Source organism: Streptomyces sp. KL116D (assembly GCF_030766975.1).
GTDB lineage: Bacteria > Actinomycetota > Actinomycetes > Streptomycetales > Streptomycetaceae > Streptomyces > Streptomyces longispororuber_A.
In genome coordinates this window covers 1-18,501 of the sequence record NZ_JASERH010000111.1, presented here as the reverse complement: position 1 = coordinate 18,501, position 18,501 = coordinate 1, and the positions used below count along the sequence as shown (strand labels likewise).

The following is an 18,501-nucleotide window of genomic DNA, read 5'->3' as shown; positions in this document are numbered from 1 at the left end:
GACGGCCGTCCGACGCCCGCTCGAACTGGCCCCGTACCTCCCCGGTCCCGCCGTGGTGCTCACCGGCCCCTGGACGGCAGGGAGGCGGCGGCCAGTGTCGCGGCGGTGAGCGTGCCCCAGAGGGCGGCCGGGCCGTGCGGTGCGAGCGCGGTGATCGCCGCGGGGGAGACGGCCAGGCCCAGGCCGGTGGAGAGTTCGAAGCGGGCGAGGGTGCGGCCCAGGACGCGGGCCGGGGCGAGTGCGGTGACGGAGCGCGGTGGCGCTGCCCGCGTAGAGGATCTCGCCGAGCGTGCAGAGCGACGGAGACGGCGGCGACGGCCGGGGCGCCCCAGCCGGGTCCCAGCGACGCCGCCGCGAGGAAAGCCCAGGTAGGACAGGGCGAGCACCACCCCGGCGAGCGCGAGGACGGTGCGGCGCGGGAAGCGGGACATGAACGCGGTGACCGGCACCTGGAGGGGTGACCACCAGCACCGTGTTGGCCACGAAGACGGCCGCCGACCACACTGGGACGCGTGCAGCTGCGTGACCAGGATCAACGGGAGGGCGATCTCGGGGACGTTGAGGCAGAAGACGTAGATCACGTTGGCGGCGAGGAGGGCGCGCATGCGGGGCACGGGGGCCGTTGCCCGTGTCAGGGTCCGCGTCCGGGTCCGTGGACGGGGTGGCGGGCCGGGCGTGCAGGTGGACCGACCAGGCCAGGGCCGCCGCGCCGAGATAGGCGACCCCGGTGACGGCGGTCGAGCACCTGAGCGCGGTGGTGCCACCGGCCAGACAGGCGGTGGCGATGAGCGCGCCCACGCCCAGTGCGCCCGTTGCGCAGCGCGGCCCGCCGCGAGGGCGGTGTCGCGCTCCCTGCCGTGGGCGACGGTCGCCACGAGCGCCGCGTGGGCGGCCGGCCAGGCCTGGCTGCCGACTCCGAGGAAGAGTGCCGCCGCCGCGAACAGCCCGCTGTTCCCTCGGGGGTGGCCAGGAGCAGCGCGACGCCCACCACGCGGACCAGCATCGACGCCGCCACGACCGTGCTGCGGGCGCCCCGGTCCAGCCACCGGCCCACCGCGGGCATGCACACGAGACCGGCCACGACGCCGACGGTCATGGCGACGCCGGTCACCGGCGCGGACAGTGCAGGACCGTCACCCCGTAGAGCAGCAGGGAAGGGCCGGAGCAGGCCGGTGCCGAGCGCGTCCACCGCCAGGGCGACGGCGTAGCGGGGGCCTCCGGAGGCACGGACGAGGGCGCGGGGGCCGCAGGCCGGTCGTGGTCGTCATGGCACCGAACGATGCGGTCGACACCCGATCGGGCACGTCGGTTGACGTTATCCGTCAACCGACGCCGGCGCCCCCCGGCGGAGCGGTGATCAAGTGAGGGGATGACGTTGAGATCGACATCGGCGGTGTGCCGGCGGAGCGGCTGCGGTTCGCGGCCTCCCGCTGGCCGAACTGACCGCGATGCTGCACGTGCTGGCCGAGCCGGGGCACCATCCGCAGCACGCGGTGTGGGCCGCGGACGTCTGGGGCCGGACTGCGGCCCGAGCTGGCCGAGCGGCTCAGGAGGCGGAGTTCCTCTGGCGGTCCTCGCAGGCCGACTTCCTGTTCCCCGCACGACCCGGCGGGCGCTCGCCGACGAGCTGGACGACGTGGACCGGATCGACGACGAGATGTACGTGACCGCCGCGCTCGTCACCACGTGTGCGGCGGCACCCGGGCGCCCGTCGCCGCGCGGTCGCCGCTCACCGACGCGAGGGCGCGGAGCGGGCGCTGGACCCGGCCCAGGCCCGTGGCCCGCGTCAGGAGGCCTTCGCGGAACGGCTGCTCGCGGACCCGGCGGCGGTGCGGGAACGGGTGTGGACACCCTCACCCAGTGCCGAAGCCTTCTTCGACACGGCTCTGGACGGCTGCCGCGGTCCGGCTCGCCACCGATCTGCGCCCGAAGAACGACCTGCTCGAGCGGAGCCAGGGCGCGGCGGCCGCGCTCGCCTCGGTCTCCGGTGTGGTCACCCTGTCGCCGGACGGCGACCGCATCCTGGTGGACAAGTTGCAGGACAAGGCGACACAGGCCGACGACACCGGAGTCACCTTCATCCCCAGCGTGTTCAACAGCCCGCACCTGGTGGTGGTCCACGCACCCGGCTGGCACCCGGTGGTGCAGTACCCGGTGGCCGAGCCGAACCCGGCGGAACCGGTGTCCCTGGAGACGGTCACCCTGCGCCTGGAGGCGCTCGCCCATCCGGTGCGCTGCGGCTGCTGCGCACGCTGGCCCGCGCGGCCCGCACACCACCGGAGAGCTGGCCCACGTCTGGGAACTGTCCCGCCCGGAGGTGTCCCGCCATCTCGCCGTGCCGCGCCGCGCGGGCCTGCTCACCGCGCGGCGGCACGGCCGGCAACGTCCGGCACGCCCTCGAACCGTCCAGCATCCTGACGGCGCTGGGCACCGATCTGCTGGCGGCCGTGCTGGCGCTGAGGCGCGGACGGGCGGGGGCGGCTAGTAGTAGCCCTTGGACCCGTCGAGCAGCTCCCGCACGATGTCCGCGTGGGCTCCGCGTGCCGGCCGGTCTCCTGACGAGGTGGAGGGGAGGATCCAGCGGAGGCTGGCCTTGGCGGAGCGGCAGTCGGGGTGGCGGCCGACGTCGTCGAGGGAGGCCGCGGCCACGATCTCGTCGCTGCGGGCGCACTGCGCCTCGTAGGCCGCGAGCAGGTCCTTCAGCGCGGCGCCGTCGGTGTGCCAGTCGGCGTCCTCGTCCGTCTCGTCGAAGGACGGGTTCTGCTTCTCGTCGCCGCCGAGGAACAGCACCTCCAGCCAGGTGTGTTCGACCCACCGCATGTGGCTGATCAGCCCGGCCATCGTCATCGCCGGGGAGGTCGGGACGACGGCGCGGTGTGCGTCCGCCTCGGCCAGGCCCTCGCACTTCCACCGCAGGATCTGGCGCTGGAGGTCCAGCCAGCCGACGAGTGCGGTCCGTTCGTCGGCCTGAAAGGGAGGACGCTCGGAGTGAAGGGCCCATGCCGCGGACGCCAGCCTGCCCGATCACCGGCTGTCGTCACGTTTTCGCGAGGTTCTGCCGGGCGGGGGAGACCGGGCGCTGTTCGGCCCCGACGGAACGATGAGCCTCGACGTGCGGCTGACCTCGCGCACCCACGACTTCCGGACCACCCGCTCTTCGAGACCGGCGCCGGTCCTGACACTCGTACGGCGTCCGGCCCACGAGCGCCCCTGGTGACGAGCTGTAGCCTTGGTCCATGGCGGAAGCCACATCCGACGGCGGGCCGGACGACCGCCCCGACCTTCCCACGTGGACCACGGCCCTCGGCTGGCTCGGCGTCGCCGGGCTGATCTACCTGCTGATCTGTGCCGTGAGCATCATCAGCCGCGGCTTCGCGGGTCTGGGCAGCGACGCGGCGCGCACCATGTTCGCCTTCGCCGCGAGCCCGCGGGTCGGACTGGAGCGTCGGCGTCCTCGGCACATCGTCCTGATCCAGCCGTCGACCGCGACGATTTCGGCCATCGCCGTCACCGCCGTGGGTCGGGCGCGCGCTGCCCATCCAGGGAGCGATCCCCATCATCCTCGGCGCGAACGTCGGCACGCATGGTGACGACGAACCTAGGTCGCCCTGACCTTCATCGGAAACCGCACGGAGTTCCGCGCCGGGCGCTGGGCGCCTCGACCGTCCACGACTTACTACAACTGGCTCGCGCTGCTGATCTCTCTTCCCGATCGAGCTGATGATCTGGCATCCGCCCGGGAGCACATCAGCGGGACGCTGACCGACGCTATTGCGGCACGGACTGGCTGCCGAACCCGGGCCCACTTCACCTTCATATCCGCGGCCACCAGACCGGTGGAGCACGGCGTGATCCACGCGACCTCGCACGTCAGCGGCGCCTCGGCCGCGCTGTTCTCGTGTGATCGGCGCGGCCCTGATCCTGTCCGCCGATCAGCTACGGCGGCAGCTGCTCGTTCCTGCAGTCGGCTCGGTAGGCCTGCGACGTCCGATCGCCGTCGGCCGCAACGCCTACCTCGCCATGGCCTCGGGCATGGTGACCGTCGTCACCCAGTCGTCGACCATCACCACGTCCGTCCTGGTCCCCTTCGTCGGCACGGGCATCCTGATCACCGGCGCAGGTGTGTATCCTGTCGTCGTCGGCTCCCAACCTCGGCACGACGTTCACGGTGCAGGTCTTCGCGGCGTTCGCCGGCGTCGGACGGGACGCGAGGATCGGCCTCCAGGCGGTCTCGTGTCACGGGCTGCCACGGCCTCTTCGCGATCGTCGCGATCTACGTGATCCCGCTCCTGCGCCCCGTGCCGCTGTTCTGCGCCGGGGAGCCTCGCGCCCGCGTCGCCGCCGAGCGCCGGTGGGTCCTCGCCGTCTACCTCGGCACGGTCTTCGTCGCCCTGCCCGCCCTGGTCATCGTGCTGGTGGGCGTCGTCTGAGTCGGCCGAGCGGGTCGGCGGTGCCGCGGCGGCTCCTCATGCGCGTCCGCGGAGCATCAGGTTCCAGTAGAGGAACGGCAGTCCGTAGCGCTTCAGGTACCACATGTCCCGGCGCTCGCGCGTGGTGTCGATCAGGGGAGGGTGGGGGCGGTGCTGCAGCGTGTAGTCGAACTCGGCGAGCAGCATGCTGGCCGTGAGGTGGTGATGGGGGCAGGAGGCGTACCCGTCGTACGACGCGGGCGGCGCCTCGGCGCCCGCCAGGTCGGCGACGACGTTCCGGGCGACCACCGGCGCCTGCTGCGGATCGCCGCGCCCGTCTTGGAGTTGGGCGAGGAACCGGCGTCGCCGAGGGCGTAGACGTCGGGGTGGCGCACATGGCGCAGAGGTGTACTTGTCGATCTCCACGTAACCGGCCGGGTTCGCCGGATCAGCCAGGTCGGTCGCCTTCAGCCAGTCGGGGGGCCGACTGCGGCGGCACCACGTGCAGCAGGTCGAACCCGATGCGGTCCTTCGCGCCGGTCCCGTGGTCGACCACCGTCGCGGCGCGGCCGTCCGGGTCCACCTCGACCAGCTCGCTGCCGGTGCGCACCTCGATGCCGTACCGGGCCGCGACCCGCTCCAGTTCCCGGGCGAACACGGGGACGCCGAACATTTTGGGCGTCGGCAGCACGAGCACCACCCGGATGTCCTTGAGGACGCCTTGCTCACGCCAGTGGTCGGCGGCCAGGTAGGCGATCTTCTGCGGCGCACCCGCGCACTTGATCGGCCCCGACGGCATCGTGAACACGGCCGTGCCCGAGCGCATCGGACGGATCAGGTCCCAGGTCTGGGTGCCAGTTCGTAGGCGTAGCTGCTGGAGGTGTGCGGCGCGGTGACGGCCTGCGCCATGCCGGGCACCGCGTCCCAGTCGAGCTGGATGCCTGGGCAGACGACGAGCCGGTCGTGCCGACGGTCCGGCCGCCGGCCAGGGCGACCGTCCGCTCTCGGGAGTCACGCCCGCCACGCGGTCGCGGATCCAGGAGACCCTCCTTCGGCATGACGGAACGCTGCGGCCGGGCACTCTCCCCGGCGCGCGCCCGGCCGCCGCCGACCAGGGTCACAGCGGCTGGTAGTAGTGCGTCGCCGACGGTTCACAGTCCGACGTCCGCGACGCCCTGGCGCCGCAGCCCGCGCGCGGCGACGCTGACGCCGGCGCTGCCGCCGCCGACGATGAGGACCTTGTGGTGCGCGTGCGTGGTCGTCCCGTGCTCCATCCGGTTCGAGGGGTCGCTGCCGACTGGCCGGTGCGGGGTCAGCCTCCCTGTTCCTGGCGGTGCGCGTTAATGTACGTACATTAGCTATCCAAATGTACGTACACAAGGATGGGATCATGAGCGAGGAACCCACTCCCGAGGGCGGCGGACCGGACCCCGCTGTGGGCGTCATGTGCGGGACGACCTCAGGGACCGACTGGAGCAGGGAGAGTTCGGCGACTCCTTCCCGGTGAGATGGAGCTGACCAAGCGGTACGAGGTGAGCCGGCACACCGTTCAGCCGCGCTGCGCGACCCTGCGGCAGGGAAGGCAGACCGCGGCCCGCGGCCGACGGCCACGGGCCGCGGGCGAGGCGTCATAGAGCAGTTCGTCGGCGCCGTCTACAGCCTGTTCGCCTCCGTCGAGGCGGCCGGTCTGGAGCAGCGCAGCATCGTCCGCGCCCTCGACGTCCGTGCGGACGCGCACGTCGCGGTGCGCCTCGGCATGGAGGAGTCCACGCCCCCTGCTGTACCTGGAGCGCATCCGCCTGGCCGACGGCGAACCCCTCGCGCACGACAAGGTGTGGATGCTGGCCTCGGACGCCCGCGCCCTGCTCGACGTCGACTTCAGTCACACCGCTCTTCTACGACGAACTCGCCGTGCGCTGCGGCATCCGTCTGGTCGGCGGCGAGGAGCACATCAAGGCCGTCACCCCCACGGCCGCCGAGCAGAAGACTCCTCGGCCTGCCCGACGGTGTGGCCGCGTTCTCCATCGAGCGGCTCGGCCGTACGCACGGCCGCACCGTCGAATGGCGCACGACCCTCATCCGCGGCGACCGCTTCAGCGTCGTCGCCCGCTTCGACGCCCGCACCCGGATACCGCCTGGACCCCGCTCCGGCCCCTTCACCCGCCCGCGCCGGAGCGTCTCCACGCGGACTCGACCCGGTCCTCTGAACCCCACGGGGCCGGACCCGTCCGCAAGAGAAGCAGTCACCACCCACACCCGCACCCGGCGGCCCACAGGCCGGCCGGGTACCGGAAGGAGCGCACGCCATGTTCTTCGTCGACACCATCGAGACGGCCGGACTCGGCAACCGCAGCTACCTCGCGGGCGGGGAGCGCACCGCCCGTCGCGTCGACCCGCCGCGCGATCGACCGGGTGCTCGCGGCGGCGGCCCGCCGCGGGGTGCGGATCTCGCACGTCGCCGAGACGCACGTCCACAACGACTACGTCACCGGCGGCCTGGAACTGGCTCGCCTCACGGGGCGCCGCCTATCTCGTGCCCGCCAAGGCCGGCGTCTCCTTCGAGCGGACACCCGTCCACGACGGCGACCGCATCACCGTCGACACCGGCCTCGTCCTCGAAGCGCTGGCCACCCCCGGACACACCCCGCACCACACCGCGTACGCGCTCAGAACAGCACGGCACGGTGGCCGCGGTGTTCACCGGGGGATCGCTGCTGATCGGCACCGTGGGCCGCCCCGACCTGGTCGAACCACGACTGACCGAGGAGCTGGCCCGGGCCCAGCACGCCTCCGCCCACCGGCTCGCCGGCGAACTGCCCGACGCCACCGCCGTGCTGCCCACCCACGGCTTCGGCGGCTTCTGCTCCGCGGGGCAGGGCACGGGGACCGAGACCACCATCGGCAAGGAGAAGGCGTCCAACGACGCCCTCACCCAGGACGTCGACACCTTCGTCACCGCATCCTGGCCGGCCTCGACGAACACCCCGCCTACTACGCCCACATGGCCCCCCACCAACTCCGCCGGACCCGCCCCGTCGACCTCACCGCCCCCGCGGTCGCCGACGCCGAGGAGATAGCCGCCCGGCTCGCCGCCGGCGAATGGGTCGTCGACCTGCGCAACCGGATCGCGTTCGCCGAAGGTCATGTCACCGGCACCTACAACTTCGAGGCCGACGGTCAACTGGCCACCTATCTGGCCTGGTTGATCCCCTGGGGCAAACCGGTGACCCTGCTCGCCGAGTCCGCCGGGCAACTCGCCGACGCGCAGCGCGAACTGGTGCGCGTCGGCATCGACCGCCCGGCCGCCGCCGCCACCGGAGAGCCGGCCGCCTGGCCTCGTCGAGGGAGCCGGCCCTGCCACCTTCCCCCGCGCCACCTTCGCCGACCTGGCCGAGCGCCGTCGGACGCGCGACCGGACGCGCGACCGGACGGACGACGTCGTCGTGCTGGACGTCCGACGCGCCTCCGAGACGGGCCGCGGGCTTCGTCGAGGGCTCGGTCCACATCCCGCTGCACGCCCTGCACCAGCGCCTCGACGACGTGCCGCCCGGCGTGGTCTGGGTGCACTGCGCGAGCGGCATGCGCGCGGCGATCGCCGCCTCCCTGCTCGACGCGGCGGGCCGCGACGTCGTCGCCGTCGACGACTCCTTCACCGCCGCCGAACCGGCCGGACTCCCCGCTCCCGCGCCGCCTGAGCCGCACCAGACCGACCCACCCTTACGCACGAGGCGAGGACCGCCCATGACCACATCCCCGTTCGGCCCCGGCCGGATCACCGTAGAAGAAGCGGCCCGGCGCACCGGACACACCGAGGACGGCACTGGCCCGCGACGGCGGGCACGTTCTGCTGGACGTCCGTGAACTCGACGAGTGGAGGCGGGACACATACCCGGTGCCCCTGCTCCTCCCGCTGTCGCGGCTCGCCGCAGGCGTGCCGCTGCCGGGCGAGGCGGAAGCGACGCCCCCTGGTCGTCATCTGCCGCTCGGGCAGGGCGCTCCCAGCAGGCGGTCGACCTGCTGACGCGGGGCGGCGCGGACGCGGTCGACGTCGTCGGCGGGCATACAGGAGTGGGCGCTGTCCGCACTGCCCGTGGTGAACGCGCAGGGCCTGCCCGGTACGGTCGCGACTCACTGATCCTGGCTCGTGGCGGGCGCGGTCGTCGGACTGTCGCTCGGCGCGCTCGGCGGCGGTGGCAGCGTCCTGGCCGTCCCCGCACCGATCTACCTGCTCGGTTTCACCCCGTGGCGGCCACCACCGCGGGGGCTCGTAGTGTCACAGCCTACCTCGGTCATGGCGTGGCGACCGAGTACGCGCGCGACGGGCACGTCAGATGGCGTGCCGGACTGCTCTCGCCGCGGCCGGGATCGGCCCGGCGATGCAGCTCCCGCGCTCGCCGCGGGCATTCCCGGCGCCGTGCTGCAGGCGGCCTTCTCGGTCGTCGCCGCGGGCGCGGCCGTGCATGCTGCGGGCGGGGAGGAACGGAGGGCGAACGGCGCCGGGCCCGTCCGTGCGGCAGGGGCCGGCGCGGGCCTCGGCGCGGTCACCGGGTGTCCTCGGCGTCGGAGGCGGATTCCTCGCCGTGCCCGCGCTCGTCGGCCTGCTCGGACTGCGGATGCGCGCGGCCGTCGGCACGAGCCTGCTGGTCATCACCGTCAACTCGCTCGGCGCGCTCGCCCTGCGCGGCGGCACCTGCACGAACTGGACTGGGCGGCGGTCGCGCCCTTCGTCGGCGCCGCGGTCCTGGGCGCGTGGGACGGCAGAGCGCCTCTCGTCGAAGTGAGCGAAAGGGAACTCACCACCGAAATCGCGCTCTTCGCTGTGGCGCTGCTGCTGCAGTGGCCGCCGCTCGCATCGTCGACGCCGTGCATCTGGCGCTGTGTGCTGGCACCTGTGCTCTGACGCCCGCGGTGCGTCCAGAGGCGGGGTGTCCCGGCGAGTCCCAGTCGCTCTCGGTCGGCTCCTCGGCATTGCGCCACGCCAAAGTCACGTCGAGCGTGACGTGGTCCGGCGTGAGTCGTTCGGCACCCGGACTTGCCGCGGTAGGTCACCACCACCGCGACGTGGCCGGAAGTCGCTGAGGACGCAGATCTGCGACCGTCGTCAGCTGGTCGAGGTCGATCTTCTCGGTGAAAGCGGGTCTCCGTGCGGCTTGAACCTGCAAGGACCTTGCTGCGCGTTGTTGAGGAGGACCAGCTTGCGCGATGTCGGAGGCCGATCTTCTTCTCTCCGGTGACCGGGCTGTCCAGTAGTAGTAGACGTCACCGCCCATGTACGAGGACGGTGCCGCCGCCGTCCGAGCGGCGGGCGCAGTTGTCGCCCATCTTGAGGTAGTGGATTCTCGGTCGGGTCGAGTGCCCTGGTAGCTCGCCGGCTTTGGGTCGGGCTGCTTCGCGCCGCCAGCACTTGGCCCGCGTTGCCCGAACCGCCGGAGCTCGACGAGCTGGAGGACCCGGACCCGCCGTCGCTCTTCTCCCCGTCGGGGATCAGCGCGCCGATGATCCCCAGCACGACGAACGCGCCCACCACGACCGCGGCGATGATCGGGCCCATCGTTTCTTCTTCGGCAGGGAGCGGCGCCGCCGCCATGACCTGCCGACCATGCCAGGACCCTGCGGCGGCGCGTAGCCGCTGGTTCCACTGCGGCGCGGGCGTCGGGTGGCCCCGCTGCCCCGGCATGTGTGTGGTGCGGGGGCGTGGCCGGGGACGGCCTGGTGGGGTGCGGTGGTGCGCGTACGGGGACAGGGGCGGCGTGTGCGGGCTGAACGCGGTCGGTGCGTGCGAGGGCGCCCGGCAGGAGGCGCGGGCGTCGCCGTCGCGGTCGGCGGGGGAGGCGTCGGGCGCGGTCGCGGCGGGCGGCGGCGTCGGTGCGGGCTCCGGCGGCCGCAGCCGCTCGGTGATGGAGCTGGCGAAGGTCTGCGGGAGCCAGTCCTCGCCCCTGCCGCAGCGGGGTCGGGGACAGCTCGTGGCACCGCTCGATGATCTCGGTCGAGGCTGGGCCGGTCGGCGGGGTCGCGGCTGAGGCAGTGCGTCACCAACGGCCGCAGTTCGTCGGGCAGTTGGCTCAGGTCAGGGGTCCTCGTGGACGATGCGGTGAGGACCGCGTGCGAGAACCCTCACCGAACGCCGGTCGGCCGATGGCGGCGAAGGCGGTGATCTGGCCGAGTGCGAAGACGTCGGTGGCGGGGAGTGACGGTGCCCGGCCGCCGCCTGCAGGGCCATGAAGTGCTGGCGTGCCGACGGACGCCGGTGCCCGTGAGCGAGGTGGCGTCGGCCCGCGCGGGCGTGCACCGGAGTCGATGACCCGGGGGCCGTCGGCGGCGGCGAGCAGGACGTTGGCGGGCTGAGGTCGCGGTGCACGATGCCCGCGCCGTGGATCACGTGCAGCCTCGGCGACGCCGACCGTGAGCAGCAGGGAGCTGCGCAGCGGCAGCGCGCCGTGCTGGGCGACGGCGTGCGAGCGAGGGGCTCGGACGTACGCGGTGGCCAGCCAGGGCTGCTGCCCCTCTGGTGTCGCCGTCGATGACGGGCGCCGTGTAGAGGCCCCTGCACCCGCTGCGCGGGAGTTGACCTCTCCTGCTCGAACCGGCGCTCTGAATTCCCGGATCTTGACAGCCGAACTCCGGCCGGATCACCTTGAGCGCGTGATGGGCCGGGCCGCCCGGCGTGTACGGGAGGTACACGCTGCCCATGCCGCCGGTGCCGAGCACCGCGGCCCAGTACGGCAACCGCCCACCACCGGCGGGTCGTCGGCCCCGAGCGAGCGGAACAGCTCCGCCGAAGGGTGGAAACCATGTCCGCATTCCCTTGCTCAAGGTGGCAGCCCGCCACCCGAACCCGAAGTCCCCGGAAGATACCGAAGGGAGCGAACCGTTTTTGTCGGCCCGTCCGCAACAGGCGCGCTACAGAACCCGGTTCCGGTTGCGTGCGATCCCGAACTCTTGGGCCAACCGCCGTTCCTCCGCAGCGAGTTCAGGGGCGGGAGTCGCCGTGAGGGGGATGGTGCGCCGCCGTACCGGACTGCTCACCGCGGGGATCCCCATCGGCCGTTTCACCGCGGGTGGTTGGGGCCCGACGGCGCCGCGGACCGACGCCCACCCTGACCGCCTGTAGATACCACCGAGTTACCCTGCGGACCTGTCACCGCCCCCATGACCGTTCAGCCAGGAGCCCGTGTGAGACCCGTCGCCACCGCCGTCGCCCTCGTGGCACTTGTCCTGCTCGCCGGCTGCGGGCGGGAACGGTCAGGCTGAAACCGCCGCGGAACGCCGGGGAAGGGACGCCTGGTACGCGAGCAGCAAGGACGAGCGGCGGGAGTTCCTGCGAGGCCTATCGGGCGAACGATCCGCAGAAGCGATCCACATGCCCACGGCCGCTCGTCGGAGGACCCCATGAACTTCGACGAGGAGTTCGACGACCCGTGCTCAAGGAAGTGCTGACCGGCACGGGAGTGCTGCCGTCGCGCCCGGCCCCAGAGGAAGGCCGGGGGCGCTGAATGCCGGCCGGCGGCGGGTCCGTCCAGCAGATGCTTTCCACCAGCCGCTGCCAGCCGCGTCGCCGAAGCCCGGTCCCGCGACCAGGGCGCCAGCGAGGCTCCTCGGGCCGGGGTGCCGGAGGTAGAGCATGAACAGCCCCTCCAGCGCCGCCGTGAGGCTGGGGCGAGGTGTCGACGTCGGTGGCGTCAGGGCGGGCGGGCGCAGGAGCAGGCGGAGGTGCATGCGCGTCAGGGTGGCGCCCGCCCCGGCGATTTTTCGGTTTGTGCGGTCAGTGAGAGGCGCGGACGATCGCCAGGTGGTCCCGCGAATTGCTTAGCGGTGCAGGCGCGGCAATGGGCAATGAGCCAGACGATCGGCTCGGCGCCCGGCCCGAGCGGCGGCCCGCTGAGACCTGCTCCTGGAAGACGTGCTCGTCGTCGTCGGGCAGCGCGTGGAAGATCCCGGCCCGCGTGCCGAAGCGGCGGTAGACCGTGCCCGCTTGCCGAGTCCCGCCCGCTCCGCGAACCGTCCATCGTGACCTTCTCCACGCCCAGCTCGGCCATCATCGCGCGCCGTGGTCAGCAGCTGCGCGCGGTTGCGGAAGCGTCCGCACGCTCGGCGCGCGGCCGGCCGAGCGGCACCAATGGGCTGTTCATGGGCTCCAACCTACTGCCGGAATAGAAACGGTGAAGTCCGTTTATGGCTTCCGTTCGACGCGAGGAGCAAGCCCGGCGCCTCCGCCCCGTAGCGACAGGACGTACCGTGACCCTCTTTCTCTGGATCCTGCAGATCCTGCTGGCCCTCGTGATGCTGGCCGCGGGCGGCGGCAAGCTCGCGCAGCCGTACGCCAAGGGACCGCCGAGGCCATGCCCTGGGCCAGGCGCTTCGGCGCGCAGGTCAAGGGCATCGCGCCGCGGCCGAAGGTCCTCAGGACCCCTCGGCCTCGACCTACCGGCGACACCGGAATCGCCCGGTCCTCACACCGCTCGCACGACCGGCCTGGCGCTGGTCATGCGCGGCGCCGTGGCCACACACGCCCAGGACGAGGAGTGGTCGCGCACATCGCCGTCAACGTCGTGCTGCTAGCCGTCGCCGTGGTCGTCGCCTGGGGCCGCTTCGGCCCGTACGCCTAGTGAGCCCGGCCGAACCCGGACCCCACCCACACCCCACACCCCTCCCGGCACACGAAGGAGCACCCGTCGTATCGAACTCCTCTTCGGCCTGGACACGTTCGGCGACGTCCCGCACGACGACACCGGCCGGCCGGTCTCGTACGCGCAGGCCATCCGCCAGGTCGTCGGCAGGCCGTCCTCGCCGACCAGATCGGCGTCGACGCCCTCGCGCTCAGTGAGCACCACCGCCCGAAGTACATCCATCGACGCCCGAGACCGTGCTGGCCGGCATCGCCACCCGCACCGACCCTCAAGCTCGGCTCCGGCGTGACAGTTGCTCAGCTCCGACACGACCCGGTCCGCGTCTTCCAGCGTTTCGCGACGCTCGGCCTTGCTGGCTACGCGGACGGCGGGCCAGTCATCCTGGGGCGCGGCTCGTTCACCGAGTCGTTCCCGCTGTTCGGCTACGACCTCGCCGACGACGTCCTCTTCGAGGAAGAAGATCGAGCTCGCGCGAAGCTGGTGGAGGAGAAGCCCGTCACCTGGAGCGGCACCGTGCGGTCGCCGCTGACGGACGGACGTCTTCCCCAAGACCGAGGCGGGGCTGACCACCTGGGTCGGCGTCGGCGGCTCGCCGCAGTCCGTCGTGCGCACCGCGAAGTACGGCTTCCCGCTGATGCTCGCCGTGATCGGCGGCGGCCCAGTTACTTCGCGCCGTATCGCGCTGTACCAGCGGGCCACCGAGCAGTTCGGCACCACGGCGCACCCGTCGGGATGCACTCGCCCGGCCTGGTCGCCGACACACCGACGACGAGGCGCGCGCAGCACTGGCCGCACTACCAGGAGATGCGGGACCGGATCGGCGCGCGGCTGGCGCCGATCACCCGTGCCAGTACAGGCGCGAGATCGAGCAGGGCTCGTTGTACATCGGGTCGCCCGAGACGGTGCGCAAGATCACGCGGGCCGTGCGGGCGCTCGGCATCGGCCGCTTCGACATGATCTACGGCTCCGGCACGGTGCCCGTCAACGCGGCTGCGCGCTCCGTCGAGCGCTGTACGGCACCAAGGTGATCCCGATGGTCCGCGACATGCTGGCCGGCTGACGACAGCGACGATCCACGAGTGAGGAGGGAGGACGACATGACGGTCCACGACGTACGCACCCTCGGCATCCTGGGCGCCGGCAAGGTCGGCACCACCGTGCTCGCGCGGCTCGCCTTGCGCGCCGGATACCAGTGCTGATCGCGGTTCCGGGCGATCCGGCGGCGATCGCCTGACGGTAGAGTGCTCACGCCCGGCGCAGTCGCGGTCACCGCCCGGGAGGTGGCCGCGGCCGGCATGGACGCCGTCGTCCTCGCGCTGCCGCTCGGCAAGTACCGCACGGTCCCCGCCGACACCCTGCGCGGCTGGTGATCGACGCGATGAACTACTGAGGTGGGAGACCGACGGCGTCGCGACGCCTGACCGACCCCGGACCTCGTCCAGCGAGATCGTGCAGGACTTCTCACCGGGGCGCACGTGGTCAAGGCCCTTCAACCATGGGCTACCACGACCTGGAGGCGCCCTGCGCCCAGCCGCGGACCACCAGGGCCATCGCGCTCGCCGGTGACGACACCGACGCCGTCGACTCCGTCGCGCACCTGGTCGACATGCTCGGCTTCGACCCGGTCATGGCCGGCCCGCTCGCCGAAGGAGCCCGCCTGCAGCCAGGAACGAGACGTTCGGCGCGAACGTGGGCGCCGCCGAGCTCCGTACGCTGCTCGACCGGTCCGCGCCCCGCACCCCGGCCCCGAACCGGACGCCACCGGAAGGTGACGCGGGAACCCAGCACCGGAAACTCCCCGTACCGTTTCCGGCAGAGGCGAGGATCAGGAGGAACACGTGCTGGGCCTTGTGCTGAGTGGTGCTGCTGGGGGTCGCCGTACTGCTGGGATCCGCCTGGGGGGAGCGGCTGCGGGTCGCCCTCCCGTCGTCGCACCACTCGGCGTGCTGATCGGCTTCGTGCCGTCGCGCTGCGCGCCGTGGAACTACGGGGTGGTGCTGCTGCTCTTCCTGCCCGCGCTGCTGTTCTGGGAGAGCCTCAACGCCTCGCTGCGGGAAGAATCCGCCGCCATCTCACCGACGTGACGCGCTCGCCGCGACGGTGCTGGTGCTCGCCTCGGCGGGCGCCGTCGCCTGCAAATCGCCCACGAGATGGGCCTCGACAGGGCCCGCCTGGGCGCTGGGCGCCGCTCGTCGCACCGACGGACGCGACCGCCGTCGGCGTCGCCGGCTCCTGCCGCCGACATCGCTACTGCGCGGAGAGCCTGCTCAACGACGGTACGGCGCTGGTCGTCTACGGCATGCTGATTGGCGTCACCGTCGGCACCGAGCACGTCACCGTGCCCCACGTCAGCTGGCTGCGTCCTCGGCGGCTGCGGCGGCGGTGCCTGATCAAAACCGTGTCCGCCGTCCTGATGCAGCGGCTGCGGGCGAAGACGGCCGACGGGGACGCGCTGCGGGCAGGTGCTGCTGTTGCTGACCCCGTTCAGCGCGCGTACCTCGTCGCCGAGTACGCCGAGGCGTCCGGGTGGTCGCGGTCGTCGTGTGCGGCCTGATGCTCAGTCAGAGCGGACCGCACACCGACGCCGAGGTCGGTGCAGGCACAGGAGCACTACCGGACCGTCGCCACGTACCTCCTCAACGGCTCGCTGTTCGTCTGATCGGCGCGTCCGAACTCGTCCACTCCGTCATGGAGCACGAGGGCGGCCAGCAGCTGCCCGGGCGTTCGGGGCAGGCTTCGCCGTCGCCGGGACGCTGATCGCGGTGCCGGTTCGCGTACTACTTCAGTGGTGCCGCCAGGTTCTTCCGCGTCGCCCGGCGCGGCACGCGCGCGTCCGGGACGACGTACTCCGCGCGGCGGCTCGCCGTCAGCGCCCTGTCCGGGATTCCGGGGCGCGATCTCGCTGGCTGCCGCGCTCAGTGTCCCCTCGACGCTGGAGGACGGATCGCCCTTCCCCGACCGCGGGATTGATCGTGCTCGTCACCGGTGTCGTGATCAGTGGTGACGATGGCGCAGTCGGTGATCCTGCCCTGGGTGGTGCGGTGGGCACGGATCCCGTGGACCGGTCGGTGGTGCGGGAGGAGTGGCGCGCAGGTCCGACGCCCTGAACGAGGCGCTCGCCACGCTCCCCGTGCTCGTCGAGCGGCTGGACACGCGCCCGGGTCGCGGAGGCGGTCAGGGTCGCCTGGCGGAGGCGGAGGCCGACGCGCTCGCGCTGCGCTGCCAGGCGGAACCGTCGACCTGGCCTTCCACCCGCAGCGCCTCACCGACGAGCGCACCGCGCTGCGCCTGGCGATCCTCGCCGAAACACCGGACCGTCGTGGTCGGCGCTGCGTGACCAGGGCGAGATCGACGACACGGTGCTGCGCCGCCTCCAGAGGCGGCTCGACTCCGAGGAACTCCACCTGCTGCGCCACGTAACCGGTCAGACTCGCAGGGACTGACCGAGGGACCGCCTGTCTCACCGACCTGCTGTCTCACCGACCCGCTGACTCACTGACTGGCAACAGGTCCGCACCGTGCAGCCAGTAGCCTCGTGCGACATGGGAATACGTCGGACCGATGTCGAAGCGAGTTACGCGACCCACGACGAGATGGAGCGGGTGCTCGAGGCTGGCGGAGGTCGACGAGCCCGTCACCCTCACGATCGCGTGGGAGGGCGGTGTGGCCGCGACTCCACGGCGTGCTGGTGTGCCATGGCGGCCATGCGCGCGCTCTGGGAACACTGGGCGCCGGCGCCTACCCTCCGGTGCAGCCGCATCAGCCGGATCAGCCGGAATCTCGGCGCATCTCCGGCGGGATTCGGCCCTTCACGCCTACCGCCGCCGGGCGGGCGGGCGCACGGCAGTCGCCCGTGACGGCGTGGTCGCCGCCGTGCTCCCTCGACCCGGCCGAGGCGCGCTGGCTGGAGGAGAAGCGCCCGCAACGTCCGCCAGGGCTTCATGGGACCAGGCAGAAGGCGGCGCCTCGAGGAGTTCCTCGCCCGGCAGGCCACGCGAGAAACAGTGACGCACAGTAGCTGGGGCGCAGGGGCGGGCCGCCGGAGCCGGCGCGGCCCGCCCGGGCACCGGTAGGGTTCAGTCCTGCAGCGGCGGGGGCAGCGGGGTCGGTGCCCCGGCCGGGAGCGATCTTCGCGTACGTACGGGAGACAGCGGTCTCGCCGCCCCGCGTTCTCGTCGTGCTGCTCGGGCCGGTCCTCCGGGCGGCGGCAGCGCAGCGCTTGGCGCCAGGTCCCAGCCGGTCTCCACGACCTTCTGCCACACGATCGCCGCGCCGAGGATGACGAGTCCGACCACGAGCATCAGGACGATCCCCGCCACGCTGCCGGCCTTCGCGACGTTGCCGAGGATAGGCCGAGCCAGCCGAAGTCAGCGTCACCGAACGTCGTGTTGGCCGACCCGAACGAGCCGAGGACGCCGAGAGGCGGGAACGCGGGCGGGAAGGTGATCAGGACGCCGTTCAGGAACGAGCCGATGGCCGCTCCCGCCGGCCGCCGGTCGCGTTGCCGACGCCCGCTTAACCACCGGTGAAGAAGTGCGGACGAGGCAGCAGGCCGTGCCGAAGGCGGGCTTGGAACTGCGCGACGAGCAGCCCCAGGCTGACCAGGCCGCCGACGAACGAGCAGGTAGAAGCCGACGAGCACGGCGTTGCGCGTACACGGGAAGACGATCGGCGCGTCCAGGGCCGGGATGGCGCCGGGCACGACCTTCTGCGCGGTGATGCCCTGGAAGGCGGTGGGACGAGAGCTCGCCGAGGATGGTGCGCACACCGAGCAGGATCACGGCGACGGCGATGCCGAACTGCAGCCCCTGACCGAGCGCCGCCATCAGGTAGGTTGCCGGCGTCGCCGAGCGCGCGCCGCCGTCCGTATGAAGCGCTGAGCCTTGAACGCCTCTGCTGCCACGACCTTGGCGAGGAAGATGATGGCCATGATCGTGGTAGATCAGGGACCATCGACAGGGCGGTAGGCCTCCATCGAGTCGCGCGGGCGCAGCCCGCAAGGGCAGGTTCATCTCTCCGATGGAGCGGCTCTTCTTGCCGACCACCTGACCGGTGGCCCGGGAGACGATGTACCCGGCGGTCCCGAAGTGCCCGACGGCGACCGTGTTGTTGCCGGTGACGCGCTTGGTCCATGGATGCGCGAAGGCGGGCATGGAGACCAGCATGATGCCCAGGAGCGCGCGGGCGCCGACGACGACCACGGCCAGGAAGTGACTCCCGCCGTGGGCCATCACCTCATGTGTCGCGCAGGGTGGCCATGAACAGCATGTGATGCCCGGTCAGGAACACGTACGACAACGAATTAGGAACAGAATGGCATGTAATAGGGACATGATAATAATAATATGAATAATGAATGTGAATAATGAATATGAATATGTAATGAATGAATGAATAATGAATAATGAATAATATGTATAATAATAATAATAATAATAATAATAATAATAATAATAATATGAATA

General features: G+C 71.8%; 17 protein-coding genes and 6 pseudogenes. 14 read left to right on the top strand and 9 right to left on the bottom strand.

Features of this window, described 5'->3' with window-relative positions; all coding sequences use genetic code 11:
* Positions 1 to 59 precede the first annotated feature (59 nt).
* Positions 60 to 1,268 (bottom strand): annotated as a pseudogene (locus tag RBJ77_RS43375) (MFS transporter).
* Positions 1,269 to 1,448: 180 nt separating this feature from the next.
* Between RBJ77_RS43375 and RBJ77_RS43370 the strand changes: the two are divergent.
* The 3 genes and pseudogenes from RBJ77_RS43370 to RBJ77_RS43360 form a co-directional block, all read left to right on the top strand.
* A pseudogene (locus tag RBJ77_RS43370) lies at positions 1,449 to 1,550 on the top strand (hypothetical protein); the annotation flags it as partial.
* A gap of 138 nt (positions 1,551 to 1,688) precedes the next feature.
* A pseudogene (locus RBJ77_RS43365) lies at positions 1,689 to 1,826 on the top strand (DUF5937 family protein); the annotation flags it as partial.
* Positions 1,827 to 1,860: 34 nt separating this feature from the next.
* Complete coding sequence (locus tag RBJ77_RS43360) at positions 1,861 to 2,418, top strand: DUF5937 family protein (RefSeq protein ID WP_372350041.1); 558 nt, start codon at positions 1,861 to 1,863, stop codon at positions 2,416 to 2,418.
* A gap of 63 nt (positions 2,419 to 2,481) precedes the next feature.
* Here RBJ77_RS43360 and RBJ77_RS43355 read toward each other — a convergent pair whose 3' ends face one another.
* A complete protein-coding gene (locus tag RBJ77_RS43355) occupies positions 2,482 to 2,937 on the bottom strand; it encodes a DinB family protein (RefSeq protein ID WP_372350053.1) in 456 nt (151 codons plus the stop codon).
* A 299-nt stretch (positions 2,938 to 3,236) separates the two neighbouring features.
* On the opposite strand from RBJ77_RS43355, the gene RBJ77_RS43350 reads away from it, so the two are divergent.
* Together RBJ77_RS43350 and RBJ77_RS43345 are read left to right on the top strand one after the other, a co-directional pair.
* Positions 3,237 to 3,590 carry a hypothetical protein gene (locus RBJ77_RS43350; RefSeq protein ID WP_372350040.1) on the top strand — a complete coding sequence of 118 codons (354 nt, stop codon included), beginning with the start codon at positions 3,237 to 3,239 and terminating at the stop codon, positions 3,588 to 3,590.
* A 687-nt stretch (positions 3,591 to 4,277) separates the two neighbouring features.
* On the top strand, positions 4,278 to 4,430 hold the full coding sequence (locus tag RBJ77_RS43345; RefSeq protein WP_372350039.1) for a hypothetical protein: 153 nt from the start codon (positions 4,278 to 4,280) through the stop codon (positions 4,428 to 4,430).
* Between the two features lie 36 nt (positions 4,431 to 4,466).
* On the opposite strand, the gene RBJ77_RS43340 is transcribed toward RBJ77_RS43345, so the two are convergent.
* The 4 genes from RBJ77_RS43340 to RBJ77_RS43325 form a co-directional block, all read right to left on the bottom strand.
* The gene (locus tag RBJ77_RS43340) at positions 4,467 to 4,835 is read right to left on the bottom strand and encodes a hypothetical protein (RefSeq protein ID WP_372350038.1); all 369 of its coding nucleotides are present in this window, start codon (positions 4,833 to 4,835) and stop codon (positions 4,467 to 4,469) included.
* 22 nt (positions 4,836 to 4,857) lie between these two features.
* Positions 4,858 to 5,235, bottom strand: coding sequence for a hypothetical protein (locus RBJ77_RS43335; protein WP_372350037.1), 378 nt, complete (start codon positions 5,233 to 5,235; stop codon positions 4,858 to 4,860).
* Between the two features lie 325 nt (positions 5,236 to 5,560).
* The gene (locus RBJ77_RS43330) at positions 5,561 to 5,683 is read right to left on the bottom strand and encodes a hypothetical protein (RefSeq protein WP_372350036.1); all 123 of its coding nucleotides are present in this window, start codon (positions 5,681 to 5,683) and stop codon (positions 5,561 to 5,563) included.
* A gap of 275 nt (positions 5,684 to 5,958) precedes the next feature.
* The gene (locus RBJ77_RS43325; RefSeq protein WP_372350035.1) at positions 5,959 to 6,147 is read right to left on the bottom strand and encodes a hypothetical protein; all 189 of its coding nucleotides are present in this window, start codon (positions 6,145 to 6,147) and stop codon (positions 5,959 to 5,961) included.
* Between RBJ77_RS43325 and RBJ77_RS43320 the strand changes: the two genes are divergently transcribed.
* From RBJ77_RS43320 to RBJ77_RS43280, 9 genes and pseudogenes are all read left to right on the top strand, one after another.
* Complete coding sequence (locus RBJ77_RS43320; RefSeq protein WP_372350034.1) at positions 6,134 to 6,616, top strand: UTRA domain-containing protein; 483 nt, start codon at positions 6,134 to 6,136, stop codon at positions 6,614 to 6,616. The genes RBJ77_RS43325 and RBJ77_RS43320 overlap by 14 nt on opposite strands.
* A gap of 99 nt (positions 6,617 to 6,715) precedes the next feature.
* Positions 6,716 to 8,084 (top strand): annotated as a pseudogene (locus tag RBJ77_RS43315) (rhodanese-like domain-containing protein); the annotation flags it as partial.
* An 833-nt stretch (positions 8,085 to 8,917) separates the two neighbouring features.
* Positions 8,918 to 9,190 (top strand): TSUP family transporter, encoded by a 273-nt coding sequence (locus tag RBJ77_RS43310; RefSeq protein WP_372350033.1) that lies wholly within the window; start codon positions 8,918 to 8,920, stop codon positions 9,188 to 9,190.
* 3,558 nt (positions 9,191 to 12,748) lie between these two features.
* Complete coding sequence (locus RBJ77_RS43305; RefSeq protein ID WP_372350032.1) at positions 12,749 to 13,015, top strand: hypothetical protein; 267 nt, start codon at positions 12,749 to 12,751, stop codon at positions 13,013 to 13,015.
* A 189-nt stretch (positions 13,016 to 13,204) separates the two neighbouring features.
* Positions 13,205 to 13,516 (top strand): annotated as a pseudogene (locus tag RBJ77_RS43300) (LLM class flavin-dependent oxidoreductase); the annotation flags it as partial.
* Positions 13,517 to 13,914: 398 nt separating this feature from the next.
* Positions 13,915 to 14,064 carry a hypothetical protein gene (locus RBJ77_RS43295; RefSeq protein WP_372350031.1) on the top strand — a complete coding sequence of 50 codons (150 nt, stop codon included), beginning with the start codon at positions 13,915 to 13,917 and terminating at the stop codon, positions 14,062 to 14,064.
* 213 nt (positions 14,065 to 14,277) lie between these two features.
* Positions 14,278 to 14,406: a hypothetical protein gene (locus RBJ77_RS43290; protein ID WP_372350030.1), complete on the top strand. Its 129-nt coding sequence runs from the start codon at positions 14,278 to 14,280 to the stop codon at positions 14,404 to 14,406.
* 573 nt (positions 14,407 to 14,979) lie between these two features.
* Positions 14,980 to 15,120 (top strand): hypothetical protein, encoded by a 141-nt coding sequence (locus tag RBJ77_RS43285; RefSeq protein WP_372350029.1) that lies wholly within the window; start codon positions 14,980 to 14,982, stop codon positions 15,118 to 15,120.
* Between the two features lie 215 nt (positions 15,121 to 15,335).
* On the top strand, positions 15,336 to 15,590 hold the full coding sequence (locus tag RBJ77_RS43280) for a hypothetical protein (protein ID WP_372350028.1): 255 nt from the start codon (positions 15,336 to 15,338) through the stop codon (positions 15,588 to 15,590).
* A 1,522-nt stretch (positions 15,591 to 17,112) separates the two neighbouring features.
* Here the strand turns inward: RBJ77_RS43280 and RBJ77_RS43275 are convergent.
* From RBJ77_RS43275 to RBJ77_RS43265, 3 genes and pseudogenes are all read right to left on the bottom strand, one after another.
* The gene (locus tag RBJ77_RS43275; RefSeq protein ID WP_372350027.1) at positions 17,113 to 17,355 is read right to left on the bottom strand and encodes a hypothetical protein; all 243 of its coding nucleotides are present in this window, start codon (positions 17,353 to 17,355) and stop codon (positions 17,113 to 17,115) included.
* Entirely contained in the window at positions 17,337 to 17,738 is a 402-nt protein-coding gene (locus tag RBJ77_RS43270; protein WP_372350026.1) for a hypothetical protein, read from the bottom strand. Before RBJ77_RS43270 ends, RBJ77_RS43275 begins: the two co-directional genes overlap by 19 nt.
* A 358-nt stretch (positions 17,739 to 18,096) precedes the next feature.
* Positions 18,097 to 18,189 (bottom strand): annotated as a pseudogene (locus RBJ77_RS43265) (PTS transporter subunit IIC); the annotation flags it as partial.
* Positions 18,190 to 18,501 lie beyond the last annotated feature (312 nt).